The sequence below is a fragment of the Burkholderia arboris genome (assembly GCF_902499125.1).
GTDB lineage: Bacteria > Pseudomonadota > Gammaproteobacteria > Burkholderiales > Burkholderiaceae > Burkholderia > Burkholderia arboris.
Map to the genome: position 1 here is coordinate 57,602 of NZ_CABVPX010000006.1, position 15,892 is coordinate 73,493.

Annotated in this window: 14 protein-coding genes; 8 read left to right on the forward strand and 6 right to left on the reverse strand. The window is 68.7% G+C overall.

All coding sequences use genetic code 11. The annotated features are described in order from the left end of the window. The first annotated feature begins 207 nt into the window (after positions 1–207). From BLA15945_RS09415 to BLA15945_RS09425, 3 genes are read left to right on the forward strand one after another with little or no spacing between them, the layout of a single operon-like run. On the forward strand, positions 208–3,087 hold the full coding sequence (locus BLA15945_RS09415; RefSeq protein ID WP_174992142.1) for a xanthine dehydrogenase family protein molybdopterin-binding subunit: 2,880 nt from the start codon (positions 208–210) through the stop codon (positions 3,085–3,087). Next, positions 3,084–3,800: a (2Fe-2S)-binding protein gene (locus BLA15945_RS09420; protein WP_174992143.1), complete on the forward strand. Its 717-nt coding sequence runs from the start codon at positions 3,084–3,086 to the stop codon at positions 3,798–3,800. Before BLA15945_RS09415 ends, BLA15945_RS09420 begins: the two co-directional genes overlap by 4 nt. After that, on the forward strand, positions 3,797–5,056 hold the full coding sequence (locus BLA15945_RS09425) for a cytochrome c (RefSeq protein WP_174992144.1): 1,260 nt from the start codon (positions 3,797–3,799) through the stop codon (positions 5,054–5,056). The genes BLA15945_RS09420 and BLA15945_RS09425 overlap by 4 nt, the downstream gene beginning before the upstream one ends. Positions 5,057–5,145: 89 nt before the next feature. Here the strand turns inward: BLA15945_RS09425 and BLA15945_RS09430 are convergent, their stop codons facing one another. Further along, positions 5,146–5,316 (reverse strand): hypothetical protein, encoded by a 171-nt coding sequence (locus BLA15945_RS09430; protein ID WP_174992145.1) that lies wholly within the window; start codon positions 5,314–5,316, stop codon positions 5,146–5,148. Positions 5,317–5,413: 97 nt separating this feature from the next. On the opposite strand from BLA15945_RS09430, the gene BLA15945_RS09435 reads away from it, so the two are divergent. Then, positions 5,414–5,857: a hypothetical protein gene (locus BLA15945_RS09435; RefSeq protein ID WP_233464161.1), complete on the forward strand. Its 444-nt coding sequence runs from the start codon at positions 5,414–5,416 to the stop codon at positions 5,855–5,857. 278 nt (positions 5,858–6,135) lie between these two features. Here BLA15945_RS09435 and pal read toward each other — a convergent pair whose 3' ends face one another. The 3 genes from pal to BLA15945_RS09450 all read right to left on the reverse strand — a co-directional run bounded on the left by pal (position 6,136) and on the right by BLA15945_RS09450 (position 9,057). Beyond that, entirely contained in the window at positions 6,136–6,627 is a 492-nt protein-coding gene (pal, locus tag BLA15945_RS09440) for a peptidoglycan-associated lipoprotein Pal (protein WP_059240523.1), read from the reverse strand. Between the two features lie 410 nt (positions 6,628–7,037). Next, positions 7,038–8,255 (reverse strand): porin, encoded by a 1,218-nt coding sequence (locus BLA15945_RS09445; RefSeq protein ID WP_174992146.1) that lies wholly within the window; start codon positions 8,253–8,255, stop codon positions 7,038–7,040. A 223-nt stretch (positions 8,256–8,478) separates the two neighbouring features. Next, positions 8,479–9,057 (reverse strand): hypothetical protein, encoded by a 579-nt coding sequence (locus tag BLA15945_RS09450; RefSeq protein WP_174992147.1) that lies wholly within the window; start codon positions 9,055–9,057, stop codon positions 8,479–8,481. Positions 9,058–9,353: 296 nt separating this feature from the next. Between BLA15945_RS09450 and BLA15945_RS09455 the strand changes: the two genes are divergently transcribed. Next, the gene (locus BLA15945_RS09455) at positions 9,354–10,442 is read left to right on the forward strand and encodes a hypothetical protein (protein ID WP_174992148.1); all 1,089 of its coding nucleotides are present in this window, start codon (positions 9,354–9,356) and stop codon (positions 10,440–10,442) included. 20 nt (positions 10,443–10,462) lie between these two features. Here the strand turns inward: BLA15945_RS09455 and BLA15945_RS09460 are convergent, their stop codons facing one another. Continuing rightward, complete coding sequence (locus BLA15945_RS09460) at positions 10,463–11,878, reverse strand: ATP-binding protein (protein ID WP_174992149.1); 1,416 nt, start codon at positions 11,876–11,878, stop codon at positions 10,463–10,465. Beyond that, the gene (locus tag BLA15945_RS09465) at positions 11,878–12,591 is read right to left on the reverse strand and encodes a response regulator (RefSeq protein WP_059240528.1); all 714 of its coding nucleotides are present in this window, start codon (positions 12,589–12,591) and stop codon (positions 11,878–11,880) included. Before BLA15945_RS09465 ends, BLA15945_RS09460 begins: the two co-directional genes overlap by 1 nt. A gap of 157 nt (positions 12,592–12,748) precedes the next feature. Here BLA15945_RS09465 and BLA15945_RS09470 point away from each other — a divergent pair, with 157 nt between their 5' ends. From BLA15945_RS09470 to BLA15945_RS09480, 3 genes are read left to right on the forward strand one after another with little or no spacing between them, the layout of a single operon-like run. Next, entirely contained in the window at positions 12,749–13,954 is a 1,206-nt protein-coding gene (locus BLA15945_RS09470) for an ABC transporter substrate-binding protein (protein WP_174992150.1), read from the forward strand. Beyond that, positions 13,951–15,045: a FecCD family ABC transporter permease gene (locus BLA15945_RS09475; protein ID WP_174992151.1), complete on the forward strand. Its 1,095-nt coding sequence runs from the start codon at positions 13,951–13,953 to the stop codon at positions 15,043–15,045. Before BLA15945_RS09470 ends, BLA15945_RS09475 begins: the two co-directional genes overlap by 4 nt. Continuing rightward, positions 15,042–15,869 (forward strand): ABC transporter ATP-binding protein, encoded by an 828-nt coding sequence (locus BLA15945_RS09480; protein ID WP_174992152.1) that lies wholly within the window; start codon positions 15,042–15,044, stop codon positions 15,867–15,869. The genes BLA15945_RS09475 and BLA15945_RS09480 overlap by 4 nt, the downstream gene beginning before the upstream one ends. Positions 15,870–15,892 lie beyond the last annotated feature (23 nt).

Sequence of the window (15,892 nt, forward strand, 5' to 3'; positions counted from 1 at the left end):
GCCCGTGCGAATCCGGGTTAAACGCAGACGAATCGCTGCCCGCGACCGCCCGCCGCAGCCCGGCTGAATCCCGTTATAAGAAATTCAATAAGTATTTCATGCGAGAAATACTATAGGCGATATATCTAAAACAATGCCAGAATGCGCGCCGCTCCGAACGCCGCGACACCCTATCGCCGTCCGAGCCGCATCAGGAGGTTCCCCCCAATGAAAAACCACGGCCTGTCACGGCGGGGTTTTCTGAAAGCCAGCGTGCTGGCGGGCGTCGCAGTGTATGTCGCGCCCCTGGGCAGCCGCGCATTCGCGGCGCTCTTCGAAGAAAAACTCCTTACCCCCGTCAAATGGGATAGCGTCACCGGCATCCCCCAATTCCGCATCGACGGCATCGCGAAGGTCACGGGCTCGAAAGTGTTCGCCCGCGACGTGCGCGCGGCCGACATGCCGCACTGGCCCCAGCAGCAGTCGCATGCGCTGATCCTGCGCGTCACGCAGGCCGACCGCACGTACGAAGGCTTCGACCTGTCGCTGCTCGGCGACGACCTGAAGCCGGACCGCGTGGTCACGGCCGACGATCTCGCACGCGACGGCGTCGCGTTCCCGGCGTTCTACGGCGACGACATGCTGTTGCCGGCCGGCAAGACGCCCGCGTATCTCGGCCATGCAGTCGCGATCCTCATCTATCACGACTTCGCGCGCTTCCGTTTCGCGAAGAACGCGTTGAAGTTCCGCGACGACGTGATCCGCTACGGCGCGGTCACGGGCCCGCTCGAGCGCGATCCGTGGGGTACCTTCCGCTACGTGCGCGTGGGTGGCAAGACGGCCTATGACGACGACGTCTATTCGAGCCTGAAGGACGCGCCGATCTTCCCGAGCATGATGCGCAAGCACCTGCCGGTCTGGCCGGACGGCAAGGAACACGGCAAGCTGGACGAGCAGGGCATGTTCCTGGCCGGGCAGATCGCCAGCGAGCTCGATCATCCGACGGCCGACTGGCTCGTGTTCGACCGCGAATACAACACGCAGTCGGTCGATACGGCCGCGCTCGAGCCCGACAACGCGAACTGCTGGTACGACGCCGCGACGCAGTCGCTGCACCTCGTCGTGCCGACGCAGTCGCCGCTCGAAGTGTCGGAGAACGCGGCCGCGATGGTCGCGAAATGCCGCTTCCCGGTGAAGAAGCTGTTCGTGCATCCGTGCTACACGGTCGGCTACGGCTCGAAGGATCACTTCAACGTGCCGTTCTACGGCCTCGTCTGCGCGCTGTACGCGGACGGCCGCCCGGTACGTTTCGCGAACGACCGCTACGAGCAGTTCCAGACGTCGCTGAAGCGTCACGCGTTCAAGATGCATTACCGGATCGCGGTCGACCGCAATACGGGCCTGCTGCAGTCGTTCAAGGGCGACTTCGAGGCGAACGGCGGCGGCCGCATGAACTTCTCGCCGTCGGTCGCGATGGTCGGCGCCACGGCCGCGCAATCGATCTACTACTTCCCGAAGAGCGACCTGGCTTCGGTCGCGATCGCGACGCGCGCGATCGACGCCGGCTCGGCACGCGGCTACGGCACGCTGCAGAGCATGGCCGCGACCGAGATGGCGATCGACGAGATCGCCGCGCAGCTGAACATCGACCCGATCGATTTCCGTCTGCGCAACGCGCTGCGTTCGGGGATGAAGAACACGCAGGGTGCGATTCCCGCCGGCGCGCTGCGCGTCGACGAAGTGCTGGAGCGCGCGAAGCAGCATCCGCTGTGGACGCGCCGTGCCGCGCGCAAGACCGAATTCGAGGCGGCGCATCCGGGCAAGCGCTACGGCGTCGGCTTCGCGTGCGTGCAGAAGGATTTCGGCACGGGCGCGGAAGCGTCGTTCGCGAAGGTCGAGTTCGACGAGAACGGCAAGGTGTCACTGCGGCACACGGCGGCCGAGATCGGCACCGGGATGTCGACGTCGCAGGCCGTCGCGGTCGCGAAATGGCTCGGCCGTCCGGCGACGGACGTGCTCGTGGCCCAGACCGAATGGCCGGACCTGCCGGTCGAGACGAGCGGCGATCCGTACCTGATGTCGCAGGCCGACCAGGATCGCCTGAGCGCGAACCCGCGCTGGTCGCCGGGCTATGCGTCGCCGTCGAGCGCGACGAACTCGGCGTATTACTTCACGCACAGCACGCGCGAAGCCGCCCGTGCGGTGTTCCGCTACGGCCTGTGGCCGGCCGCGATGTCGATCTGGACGCGCGGCCTCGGCGGCGGTCAGGCCGCGCCGTACACGATCCGTATCGAGGACGCGCGCTGGGTCGACGGCAAGCTGACCGCCGACGGCCTCGAGCCGCTGACGTTCGAACAGCTTGCGAAACAGGCGCATGCGCTCGGCCTGCCGACCGGCGCCGCCGTGCACGTGTTCAACCGCTGGCAGTGGACCGAAGCCGAGTTCGAAGTGGGCGGTGCGGTCGAGCGCTTGCCGATCGACGCGCTGTCGCTGCGCGTCGGCGCGCCGAAGACGGGCGCCGACAGCGGCCCGGTGCCGGGCACGGCCGCGCCGGCCGGCGCGACCGCGATGCGCGTCACGCTGGCGCCGACCGCGAACGGCTATCGCGTGCTGGACCGCAAGCGCGTGTTCATCCCGCCGACGAGCCGCAACAACGCGGCCGTCACGTACTACACGGCGGTCGGCACGCTCGTCGAGCTGGCCGTGCACGAAGCGACCGGCAAGGTCGAGCTGCTCACGCACCACTCGATCATGGAATGCGGCAACCAGATTTCGCCGCAGCTCGTGTCGGGCCAGTTGCAGGGCGGTCTCGCGATGGGCATCGGTCACGCGCTGCACGAGTACCTGCCGCTCTATGAGGACGGCCCCGGCAACGGCACGTGGAACTTCAACCGTTACCAGCTGCCGCGCGCGTCGGATGTCGCCGTGTGGACGCAGACGGGCGACGTGTTGCCGCCGCTGTCCGAGACCGATCCGCCGAAGGGCGTCGCCGAAGTGGTGATGATTCCCGTCGTCGGCGCGATCGTGAACGGCATCGCGCACGCGATCGGCCATCGTTTCACCGACCTGCCGGTGACCTCGCAAAAGATTCAGGAGGTGCTCGCATGACGACCGCCCAAACCGCGGCTTCGGCCGCGAGCGCCAGCGCGGCTGCGACCGGCGCTTCCGCGCCGGCGGCGGCTTCGGCCGCACCGGCATCCGTTCCTGCCGCGCCGGCTACGCCGGCATCGGCATCGGCATCGGCGCCGGCCGCCGTCGAGCGTCCGCTTGTCCGCTTCCAGCAGAAGCCGCTGTCGGTGAACATCAACGGCAAGTCCGTCGGCCCGATGCAGGTGCCGGAAGGGCTGATGATGATCGAGTTCCTGCACGAGTACGCGGGCCTCACCGGTTCGCGGCTCGGCTGCGGGCAGGGCATCTGCCACGCGTGCGTCGTGATCGTCGACAAGCCGGACGGCACGAGCGAGGAAATGCGCACCTGCATTACCGGCGCGCACTTCTTCCACGGCCGCTCGATCCGCACGATCGAAGGCCACGCGAAGCGCAATGAAGCGGGCGAGGTGGTCGAGCTGTCGCCGATCCAGCAGAAATTCCTCGAGCACTTCAGCTTCCAGTGCGGTTACTGCACGCCGGGCTTCGTCAATGCGGCGACCGTGCTGATCGAACGCCTGAAGCGCGAGCCGATCGCGAAGGCCGACGTCGAACGCACGATCACCGACGCGCTCGACGCGCACATCTGCCGCTGCACGGGCTATGTCCGCTACTACGAAGCCGTCAAGGACGTGGTGCTGACGACGCCGGGACTCGTGAAGGACGCCGCATGAAACGCACACTCGCTCATCGCGTCGCGCGGGCTGCGGGCCTGCCCGCACTCGCAGCGGCCTGCGCGCTGCTGCTCGCCGCATGCGGCGGCCACGACGCACCGGCCTCGAACGCTGCGTCCGGCGCGCCCGGCGCCGACCAGGTCGCGCGCGGCCGCTATCTCGTCAAGGCCGCCGACTGTGCGGCGTGCCACACCGCGAAGGACGGCGCGCCGTTCGCCGGCGGCGCGGCACTCGAATCGCCGTTCGGCACGTTCTACGGCTCGAACATCACGCCCGACAAGGATCACGGGATCGGCAACTGGAGCGCGGACGAGTTCTACGCCGCGCTGCACGACGGCAAGGCGCCCGGCAAGCGCCTGTATCCGTCGATGCCGTACACGTCGTACCGGCAGCTCACGCGCGCCGACGCCGACGCGATGTATGCGTACCTGATGACGGTCAAGCCGGTCGCACAGGAAAACCGCGCGCACGACCTGAAGTTCCCGTACAACCTGCGCTTCGGCATGGTTTTCTGGGACATGGTGTTCCTGAAGGACAGCCTGCCGGATGCGTCGGCCGGGCAATCCGCCGACTGGCAGCGCGGCCGCTATCTCGCGGGGGCGCTCGGCCACTGCGCGGAATGCCACACGCCGCGCGCATTCACGGGCCAGCTCGACGGTGCGAAGCCGTTCGCGGGTGCCGCGCTCGGCCGCGTGGCCGCGCCGGACATCACGCCGGCCGGCCTCGCCGCGCGCGGCTGGACGGGCACCGACCTGCAGACGTTCTTCGGCGTCGGCATCGCGCCGCAAGGCTCCGCGTTCGGCGAGATGTATCCGGTCGTGCACCTGAGCACGCAGTACCTGACGAAGGACGACCTGCGCGGGCTGTCGGTGTACCTGCTTGGCGACAAGCCGCCCGCGCCGGAACCGGTGAAGCCGGTGTCGGCCGATGCCGCGCAGCTGGCGGCCGGACGCTCGGTGTATCTCGCGGTGTGCGCGGGCTGCCACGGCTTCAACGGCGAAGGCAAGCCGCACGTGGCGGTGCCGATGAACGGCAACTCGACGGTGCGCCAGGGCGATCCGCGCAACCTGCTGGTCGCGATGCTCGACGGCATCGGCGAGCAGAAGTTCGCCGGCTTCGAAAACCTGCAGCCGATGCCGGGCTTCGCGCACACGCTGAGCGACGATGAACTCGCGCAGCTCGCCAATTACCTGCGCGCGACGTGGGGCGGCCAGCCCGCGAGCGTCACGCCGGCCGACGTGAAGGCGATGCGTTAAGTCGTACCGCGGGGCGGGGTGTCGCGCGCGAGGCAGCCGGTTTCCGGCGCTTGCGCGCGATGCGTCGCCCCGTTTATTGCTGCGGCGCTTCAGTAGCCGCCGCCTCCGCCACCGCCACCGCCTCCGCTCCCTCCGGAGCCGCCGCCGTACCGGCTCATGCCCGGTCCTTGCGACACGCCGCTGCCCGACGACGTACATCCCGCCGACAGCACGAGCATCAGCGCCGCGACCAGCGCCGCGGCCAACGTTGCCGATTTCATTGCAATCTCCTTGCAGCGCGCAGGCCGCAGGAAAGGCCGGTTCGCGTGAACCGCGCGTCTGCGCGATGAAAAGACGTTTCGGCGGGCCGATTATTCCATGCTTTTTGCGTATCGTCGCGCGCGAAGGGGCCGGATCGACGGCATGGCGCGGCGACTTGATACACCCCGGCAGGCCGCCATTCCGATTCCGACAAAAACAGCCATGCGTGCCATCACCGAGCGAGCGTCTCGCGAGCCGTTGCGAACGTCCCGTCCGGTCTTGTCCGGCTGCGTGTCGTTCGCCATCGGCGGCCCGTTGATGGCCGCACTCGCATGGCCGCTCGTGATGCTGGTTGCGTGGTCCGTCATCCACGGGCCGCAATGGGACACGCGGGCACTCTGCGCGGGCAGGGTGCCGATGATCTGCGTCGCGTCGTTCGGGTTCGGCGATGTCCTGCCTGCGATCGTGGCCGGCGGCATCATGGGCGCGATCGGCATGCGCGTACGACGATGCCGGCTCGTGTTGCTGGGGGTAATCGGCGCGGGCGCGATGACCGGATAGGCGTTTCTGACCGCAGTCCTGCTTGGCATGGACGGAGTCGGCGGCATCGACGGCGTTGCGATCCTCGATTCGATCGTGACGTCAGCGGTGATGTCGCACTGGTTGCGCCGGCAGTTCGAACGCCGGGGTTGAGCACGACGCGAAGCGCCATCGAGCGCTTGCCCGATGATACGTATCAACCGGGCAATCCGGGGCGGCACCGCGCGGCCGTGACGACGGTCAGCGGCCTGCGTGGCTTTCCTTCATTCGGAGGCCGCCGTCGCGGCGGCGGTGGCACATCAACGATAGACGAGATCGGCGCGGCGGTTCTGCGCCCACGCGTCCTCGTCATGACCGAGCGCGACCGGCTTTTCCTTGCCGAGGCTGACGGCCTCCATCTGCGTCGCCGGCACACCGAGCGTCTGGAGCGCGCTGTATACCGCTTGCGAACGACGCTGGCCGAGCGCGAGGTTGTATTCGGACGTGCCGCGTTCGTCGGTGTTGCCCTGGATCAGCACGCGCCGCGACGGATGGCTGCGCAGGTAGTCGGCGTGCGCCTGCAGCAGCGACTGGAATTCGGGCTTCACGGAATACTGGTCGAAATCGAAGTAGATGCTGCGCTTCGCGAGCGGGCTGTTCGGATTGTCGAGATCGTCGGCAGACACCGTCGCGACGGCTTCGCTCGAGGGCGTCGGCGCCATGCCGGCATTCTCGGGCGTTTTCGCCGCGTTGTGGCAACCGGCCAGTAGTACGAAGGTTGCCAGGACCGCAAACCGGTTCATTTTGCTCATCGTTCGTCTCCAGCGGTTGACTGCGTTGAAAGCGCGGCGCGTGCCGTCTGCACGCGCCAGTCCGGCCGTCATGGCGCGAAAGGTCCGGCTTCGCCGGCATGATGCAGGTTCGTAAGCCAGTGGTGCGCCAGATGAAAGTGTGTTGCGGCCGGAACGTCGAATAACGGTGTCGCTGCAAATAGATTAGGAAAAATGTCACAACGTGACCAGTTTCTCCGCATTTTTTGCGCAGACGCGACACTCGGGGAGACATTCTTGCTCCCGCCTGCCGGGTGCGGTACGCGACGCCACAGCGAAAAGGCCGCGCACGGGCGCGGCCTTATCAAGTGCGGATCGCGACGATCGGGCGGTGCCGGCAACGCGTACCGGATGCAACCGGCCGAGCCGTTCGGCAGCGACGCGTCGCGTCGTCAGAACTTGTGTCGCAGCCCCAGCGCGACGACGACCTGGTTGCTGTTCGCCGACGGCGTCAGCGTCCAGACGGTCGCGTTGAACGCGGGATTGCCGTTGCCGCCGCTCACGCTCTGGTAGGTGCCTTCGAGATACGCGTCCGTGCGCTTCGACAGCGCATAGTCGGCCTGCGCGACCACCTGGTTCCATTTCGGGCGCGTCTGGCCCGTGCGCGTGTCGAAGCGGCCCATCGTGTACGTGTAGGCGGCGGCGACGCTCAGCGCACGCGTGACGAAGTAGCGCCCGTCGATCGTGAAGTTGTCGAACACCAGCGATTCGCCCTTCAGCGGCGCGATGTTGCCGCCCTGGAGCACGCCCGTCACGCCGTCGGTGGTCGAGTGCGACCAGGCGGCGCCGACCGAGTGCGGCCCGAATGCATAACGGCCGGCCATCGCCCAGATCTGCTGGTTGCCGCCCGTGATCGTCGCCGAACCGTCGACCGTGCTCAGCGCGCCGTCCGGATTCGGCGCATTGCGGTCGCGGCTGATCTTCAGGTAGCCGGCGCCGAGCTTCAGCGGCCCGTTCGCATACGACAGCCCCGCGCTCCACGCTGCGTTGTTGGCGAACTGGCCAGCCGTGTTCGAGAAACCAGCCATCGCGCCGAACGTCAGCCCGCGATACGTCGGGCTCGTGTACTTGACCGCGTTGTTGATGCGCAGGTTGCGGTTCGAATCGTCGTTGTCGTACGGATGGACCGCGAGGTTGCCGCCCCAGCCGGGGCCGGACGCACCGAGCGGCGTCACGAAATCGAGGATCAGGTCGTACTGGCGGCCGAACGTGAGCGTGCCGGCCGTCTTCGAGCTCACGCCGACCCACGCCTGGCGGCCGAACAGGTCGACACCTTTCTGCGACAGCTTGCCGGTGGTGCCCGAGAAGCCGTTCTCGAGCGCGAAGACCGCGGCCATCCCGCCGCCGAGATCCTCGCGGCCGCGCAGCCCCCAGCGCGACGCGTTCAGCGCGCCGCTCGTCATCGCGACGCTGCCGCTGCCGCTGCCCGGCGAGCCGGCACCGTGCGTGCGCTGGTTGGTCGAGTAGGTGATCGACGTGTCGATCAGGCCGTACAGCGTCACGCTGCTTTGTGCGTGCGCGAGGCCCGGTGCGAGGCCGGTCAGGCATGCGGCAATGACGGTCCCCGCGACGCGTGCGCCGGCATGCTGGTGAATCTGGTAGGAATGCATAGGAGTTTTTGTTGTTTGGCCGGCCAGGTGTGGCGGCTGGCGGATCGAGCGGCCATTATTGGAGATCCTGCGGCGGTCGATTAAGGCGTTGCACAGGAAAGGTCCTCTGCGGAATCGCACGGAATCGCGGTGCGTCGACTGCGGGGATTCAGTCGGGAAGGGGCGTGCGTCGCGCCGCGCGTGGCGGTTCAGGCCGCGATCGCGCGAGGGTTCGGTCGAACGCTCAGCGGCGGGCGAGCGGCAAGGCGGCGTCGGCGCCACCGCTGCGATACGCGGCGCGAACGGCGCTGGCCTTGGCTTCGAGCGCTTCGGGCGACAGCCAGGGTCTCAACCGGACGGCAACGCGCGGCAATGCGGCCAGCTGATTGCGCAGCAGCACGATCGACCGGCAGCAACGACAGGCCGACGAAGCCGCATCGGGGCCCGCCGCGGCCTCGGCCAGCTCGACCGTCCACGCGACGCCGCGATGGTGCCTGGCGTCGTCGAGGTGCGGCAGGTAGCGTGCCTCTCCCGACAACGCGATCAGCAGCGCGGCCCATTGTGCGCCGTACCACCCGAAGTCCGCGTCTGAGGTCAGGTCGGCCAGCAGTGCGTCGTCGAGTACAGACAGGCTTTGCTGGCACAAATAGTGGAAGTCGAGCGGCTGGTAGCGGACCTGCGGGTAGTCGCGCAACACCTGTTCGAGTTCGTTGCCGGTATCGACGGCGGCGGAAAGAAACCGTTCGGCCGGGGCCGGGCGGTTCAACTGCAGCGTCGGAATGCTCCGGAACAGCCGGCGGATGTCGTCTGGGTGGTAGTGCATCGCGAATGTCGTGGTGGCCGCCCGACGCCAATGTGGTGCTGCGTGCCGGACGGAAGCGCCGTGTAATGCCGCTGATTCCATCGGGTTCGACCGCTTCGCTCGTCTGCCCGATATCGGCCGCAGCGGCGGCCGAGACTCATGCCGCGGATCGGCTCGTCAACGGCGAACAGGCCGATTCTACAAACGAATCGGGCGGCCCGTGCAACGCCGTGGCCCGCGTGACGCTCCGGGCGTCAATCGCTAGAATCCGGGTGGTTCGGCATCCTGCGCGCAACCCACACCGCCCGGTTTCCTTCATGCGACTGATCACGCCTCGTCACTTTTCCCTCGGGAAACGCGCGGCCCTGCTGTTCGCGTTCACCTTCGCGACGATGGCGGTCACGCTGGTGATGCTCTACCGCGTCGACCGCACGGGGGCGATCGACACGCAGGCAGGCAATCCTTACGTCATCGGTGTGCAAACCTGCGTGATCGTCCTTTACGCGCTGCTCGGCTGGGTGTGGATCGTGCGTCCGGCCCGTCACAATCAGCTGTATTTTCCCGGGATCGTCAACCAGGACCGTCAACTGATCGCGTGGTTCGTGCTGGTTTTGAACGGCGCGATCTTCGTGATGGTTCCGCTGCTTTTCAATACCGCGACCCTCAACCGGATGGCGGAGCGTACGAAGCATGTCCGCAGCGTCGTTGCGAGGTCGTATCGCTGGCAGGCCACCACGGGCGGCGGGAAGAATATTCCGCGCCACAGCTATACGACCGGCGGGCTGCTGTTCGCCGATGCCGCTGGCCGCGGGATGGAGCGCGTGCCGTCGCCCGGCGGCCCGTCCGGCGACGGCGCAACCTGTTTCGTCGAGCATACGGGCTGGCTCGGCCAGCGCTGGATCAGCGACGTGCATCCGTGCGACACGCCCGTCGAACACATCCGGCTCGAGCGGCTGGCCGACGGCGGCGGCGAGCTGGCCGCGCAGCCGGGGCTGCAATGTCTGGACGATGAGCCGGCGACCGCGGTGCTCACGATGGGCGCCGATGCCGCGCGATGTCCGGCTGTCGTCAGGCGGGACGGCCGCTGGGTCGTCGTCGCGAATGGGGCCGCGCCATCGTCGCCCGTGCTGGCCGCGCTGCCGTTGCCGGACGACTTCTGGGATGCGCCGAAGGTGGCGTCGGTGTCACCGGACGGCGACCGGATCCTGGTCGGCGATTTCGGGCTGCGCAGCCCGCTGTTTCTGTGGAGCCGGCATGCGGGCGCGTGGGTCGCGCTGCAACTGCCGCCCAGCTACCCGTACAACGCGCCCAACCGCTACGTGCTGACGAGCGATGCGCACACGATCGACGATTGCCCGCAGGGGCCACTTCGCACCTGCGAACGGTGGGGCGACGCGGGCGGTTGAGGCGGTCGCATGCGTGACGGTTACGCGGCGTCGCGCGGCAGCGTGAGAATCGCATCGAGGCCGCCGCCGTCGCGATTGCGCAGGATCAGCGTGCCGCCGTGCAGCGTCGCGATGCTGCGTGCGATCGTGAGCCCGAGCCCGGTGCCGCCGTCGTCGCGGTCCGCGTGCTCGCCGCGCCGGTACGGTTCGAACACGCGTTCGAGCCAGTCGTCCGGCAGGCCGGGGCCGCTGTCGCCGACGACGATGCGCACGGCGTCCTTGCCGTCGCGCACGTCGATCGTCACCGGTGCGCCGCCGCCGTAGTGCGCGGCGTTGTCGACGAGGTTCTGCAGGCAACGCTTCAGGTTGCGCGCGAAGCCCGAGACCGGCGCCGTCGCGTGTCCGCGGACCGCGACCGCCTGGCCCGTGTCGCGCGCATCCTCGGCCAGCCCTTCGAGCATCGAGTCGAGGTCGATCCCGCAGCGCGGCTCCGTCACTTCCACGCCGCGCACGGCGTCGAGCGCGCCGCGGACCATCGATTCCATCTCGTCGAGATCGCCGCGCAGGCGGTCGCGCCATTCGGGATCCGGAAGCATCTCGGTGCGCAGCCGCAGGCGCGTGAGCGGCGTGCGCAGGTCGTGCGACACCGCGCCGAGCAAGCGTGCGCGTCCGGCGAAGCTGTCGATCAACTGCCGCTGCATCGCGTTGAACGACTCCGCGGCGCTGCGCACTTCCGACGGTCCGTCGACCGCCAGCGGCGGCCGATGGATGTCGCGACCGAGCGCTTCGGCCGCGCGCGCGAGCTGCGTGAGCGGTTTCAGCGCGAAGCGCACGGCAACGAACGCAACCGCGCAGACGGCGACAAAGCGGATCAGGTAGAGCCGCAGCAGGTAGTCGGCCACGAGCGACGCGGGCATCGCATGCATGCCCGGCTGGCCTTCGTCGGCCTGCACGTCGAGCCAGCCGCCGGACGGCAGGCCGACCTGAACGTGGAATTCGCCGGTCGGCATCCGTGAATCGAACAGGCTCAGCGGGCCCGCATGGCGGCCCGTGTCGTCGTGCAGTTCGGCATCGACGAGGCGAAACGGCGGATCGGCACCGAGCCGGGTCGACAGGACCCCGGCGATCAGCCCGGCCGTCGCATGCTGCGCGAACGTCAGCGTGCCGGCGGGCGAGGGCGCATCGACATGGCGCAGCCGGTAGCGTGCGTCGCCGAGCGCGGCGATGACCGCGTCGCGTGCGTGAGCATCCGGCGCGGCGTCGACGAGCCGCAGCGTATCGGCGAGCCGGCTCGCGAACAGCCGCGCCGGAATTTCCAGCATGCGGTTGTCGTGCGTGTCGAACCAGATCGTGCCGGTCAGCATCTGGCCGGCGAACATCCCGGCCGCAAGGATCGCGACGAGCCGCCCGAACAGCGAGTCGGGCCAGATGCGCAGCGCCGGGCGCCGCGTGCCCATCACGCTTCGTGCACGACGTCCGCGACGAGCATGTAGCCCTCGTTGCGAACCGTGCGGATCAGGGCCGCGTTGCGCGCGGCGTCCTTCAGGTGGTGGCGCAGCCGGCTCACGCACACGTCGATCGAGCGATCGAGCGGCGCCAGCTCCTTGCCGAACACGCGGTCGAGCAGGAACTCGCGCGACAGCGGGCGGTTCGGGTGATCGAGGAGCGCGCGCAGCGTGCGGTAGTCGGAACCGCCGAGCGATACGACGACGCCGTCCGGCGACATCATCTGCTTCATCCGCGTATCGAGATGCCAGCCGGCGAAGCTGACGCGGGACGATGCCTCGGTGCGCCGCGCGCCCGGAACCGCGCGCGTACGGCGCAGCACCACCTTGATCTTCGCGACGAGCTCGCGCGGATCGAACGGCTTCGGCAGGTAATCGTCCGCGCCCATCTCGAGGCCGAGGATCCGGTCGAGCAGGCCGCCGCGCGCGCTCAGGATCACGATCGGCACGTCGTGGCGCTGGCGCAGGTCGCGCGTGAGGTCGAGGCCGTCCTCGCCGTCGAGCATCAGGTCGAGCACGACGAGATCGACGGTCGCCGTACCGAGCGCCTGCCTGAGCTGCAAGCCGTTCTCGGCCAGCGTGACGCGGTAGTTCATCGCGCGCAGGTAGTCGCCGAGCAGCGTACGGAGGTTCGGATCGTCGTCGACGACAAGAATGTGGTCCATCGGGAGGTGCTTCCGGATCAATCGAAATGAATCTGAAAGGAATGTCGCGCCAACACATTCCATTACAAAAGGCCGTGCTTCCAACACATCGCCATTACACGCCGTGATTACAGTGTCGCCCTTCAAATGGCAATGATTCTCATTCAGAGGCGACATTATGGCAATTTTCAGGCATTCGTGGGTGCGACGTGCGGGCTTCGGCGCCGTCGCATGGGTGATCGGCGTGACCGCTGCGCACGCAGTGACGGCGACGAGTGTGCCGCTTGCCGCGATGTCGCCCGCACCGGCGACCGTGACCGACCTCGCGGGCCGCACGGTTCGCGTGCCGGCTCAGGCGCCGCGCCGGATCCTGCTCGGCGAGAGCCGGCTGCTGTCGGCCGTCGCGCTGCTCGACGGCAAGCAGCCGCTCGCGCGTATCGTCGGCTGGCAGGGCGACCTGCCGCTGATGGACCCGCAGACCTTTGATGCATACGCGCAGGCATTCCCGCAGATCCGCCGGATTCCGCTGATCGGCCAGGCGACCGAGGACAGCATCAGTGCCGAGAAGGCGCTGAGCGTGAAACCGGACCTTGCGATCTTCAGCCTCGGCGGGCACGGGCCGAGCCGCTACAACGCGCTCGTGAAGCAACTGGAGGCGACCGGGACGACGGTCGTGTTCGTCGACTTCCGGCTGCATCCGCTGCAGAACACGCTGCCGAGCATCGCGCTGCTCGGCGCGGTCATGCATCGACCCGAGCAGGCGGATGCGTACGCGGCGTTCTACCGGGCGCATCTCGCGCATGTCGAGGCGGTCGTGAACCGGATTCCCGACGCGCAGCGGCCCAAAGTGTTCGTCGATCTGCTCGCGGGCGTGTGGGACGCCGGCTGCTGCCACACCGCCGGCAACGGCAATTTCGGCGAATTCGTGACGGCCGCGGGCGGCCGCAACATCGCGGCGGGCCTGCTGCCCGGCGTGCTCGGCGACATCAGCATGGAGCAGGCGATCGCCGCGCGGCCCGACGTGTATATCGCGACCGGCAGCCGCACGAAGCCGGGGCTCGCGTCGCTGCGGGTCGGCGCACGGACGAGTGCGCATGACGCCGCGGCCAGCCTCGCGCAGCTCGCCGCGCGGCCGGGATTCGATGCGATCAAGGCGATTCACGACGGCCGCGTGCACGGCATCTCGCACAACTACTACGACTCGCCATACAACATCCTCGCGATCGAGGCGTTCGCGAAGTGGTTCTATCCGCAGCAGTTCAGGGATCTCGATGTGAAGGCAACGCAGGCCGAGCTGCATCGCCGCTTCCTCGCGATCGCGCCGCAGGGCGCCGAGTGGGTCGACGCGCCGCTGCCGGCCGCTTCGTCGCAGGCGGCACGATGAGCGACGCCGTGCTTCGGGACACCGCGCCCGGCCAGGCAGCCGGCCGTGTGCAGGCGGCGAGCCTGCGCGACTACCGCCGGCTCGTGCGGCGGCGCGCGGCCGCGCTGGTCGCCGTTGCGCTGCTGATCGTCGTGTCGGTGCTGTTCGACCTGTCGTCCGGGCCATCGGGCATGCCGGTCGCGACGCTGCTGCGCACCCTCGTCGAGCGCGCGGGCGCCGATCCGGCCGCGCGCGTGATCGTCTGGCAGATCCGCCTGCCGTATGCGGCGATGGCCGTGCTCGTCGGCGCGGCGCTCGGCCTCTCCGGCGCCGAGATGCAGACGATCCTCGCCAATCCGCTCGCGAGCCCGTACACGCTCGGCGTGTCGGCCGCTGCCGCATTCGGAGCGTCGCTCGCGATCGTCCTCGACGTGACGATTCCCGGTGTTGCGCAAACCTGGGTCGTATCGGCGAATGCGTTCGTTTTCGCGTTCCTGTCCGCGCTGCTGCTCGACGCGGTCGCGCGCTGGCGCGGGATGAACACCACGGGCGTCGTGTTGATGGGCATCGCGCTCGTGTTTGCGTTCCACGCGCTCGTCTCGCTGATGCAGTTCATCGCGTCGGCCGACGCGCTGCAGGGGCTCGTGTTCTGGACGCTCGGTTCGCTCGCGCGCGCCGACTGGCCCAAGCTCGCGGTGCTCGCCGCGGCGCTCGCGCTGGCGTTGCCGCTGTCGATGCGCAACGCATGGACGCTCACCGCGCTGCGGCTCGGCGAGGATCGCGCGGCGAGCTTCGGCATCGACGTGAAGCGCGTGCGGCTCGCAACGCTGCTGCGCGTGTCGGTGCTGTCGGCGCTCGCGGTGTCGTTCGTCGGCACGATCGGCTTCGTCGGGCTGATCGCGCCGCATCTGGCCCGCACGCTGTTCGGCGAGGACCACCGGTTCTATCTGCCCGGCAGCGTGCTGCTCGGCGCGCTGATGCTGTCGCTCGCGTCGATCGCGTCGAAGCTGATCGTGCCGGGCGTGCTGATCCCGGTCGGGATCGTCACCGCGCTCGTGGGCATTCCGCTGTTCCTCGGCATCGTCGTGCGTTCGCAGGGAGGTCACGCATGAGCGGGCTGACGATCGACGGACTGACCGTGCATTACGGGCGGCGCAACGTGCTTGTGTCCCTGGGCGCGGGACCGCTGCCGCGCGGTTGCATCACCGCGCTGCTCGGCCCGAACGGCAGCGGCAAGTCGACGCTGCTGCGCACGCTGGCGGGGCTGACGCGTGCTGCATCGGGCTCGCTCGCGCTCGACGGCGCGGCGTTCGTGCCGGGGCTGCGCGATGCGCGCGCGCACGGTGTCGTGTACCTGCCGCAGGCGTTGCCGGCCGGCGTGCGTCTGCAGGTACTCGAATCGGTCGTCGTCGCGCGCCGTGCGACGCGGCACGGGTTCATGCCGGCCGGCCGCCACGCGGGCGCGGAGGATGACGGCACCGCGGCCCTCGCGGTGCTCGCACGGCTCGGCATCGAGGCGCTCGCGCTGCGCACGCTGGACGAACTGTCCGGCGGCCAGCGTCAGCTCGTCGGCCTCGCCCAGGCGCTCGCCCGCGATCCGCAAGTGCTGCTGCTCGACGAGCCGTTGTCCGCGCTCGACCTCAATCACCAGCACCAGGTGATGGCCGCGCTGCGCGACATCACGCGCGAGCGGCAGCTCGTGACGGTCGTCGTGCTGCACGACATCAGCGCCGCGTTGCGCGGTTGCGACCGCGCGATGCTGCTGCACCGTAGCCGCATCGTGCGCTTCGGGATGCCGGAAGACGTCGTGACGCCCGTCAGCCTCGCCGACGTGTTCGGCGTCGCCGCGCGCATCGAACGCTGCTCGCGCGGCCAGCTCCAGGTGCTGATCGACGGGCTCGCGTCGAACGATCCGGTTGCCGCCGCCGCGCGCTAACCCGCCTCTTCATTACTCTCATC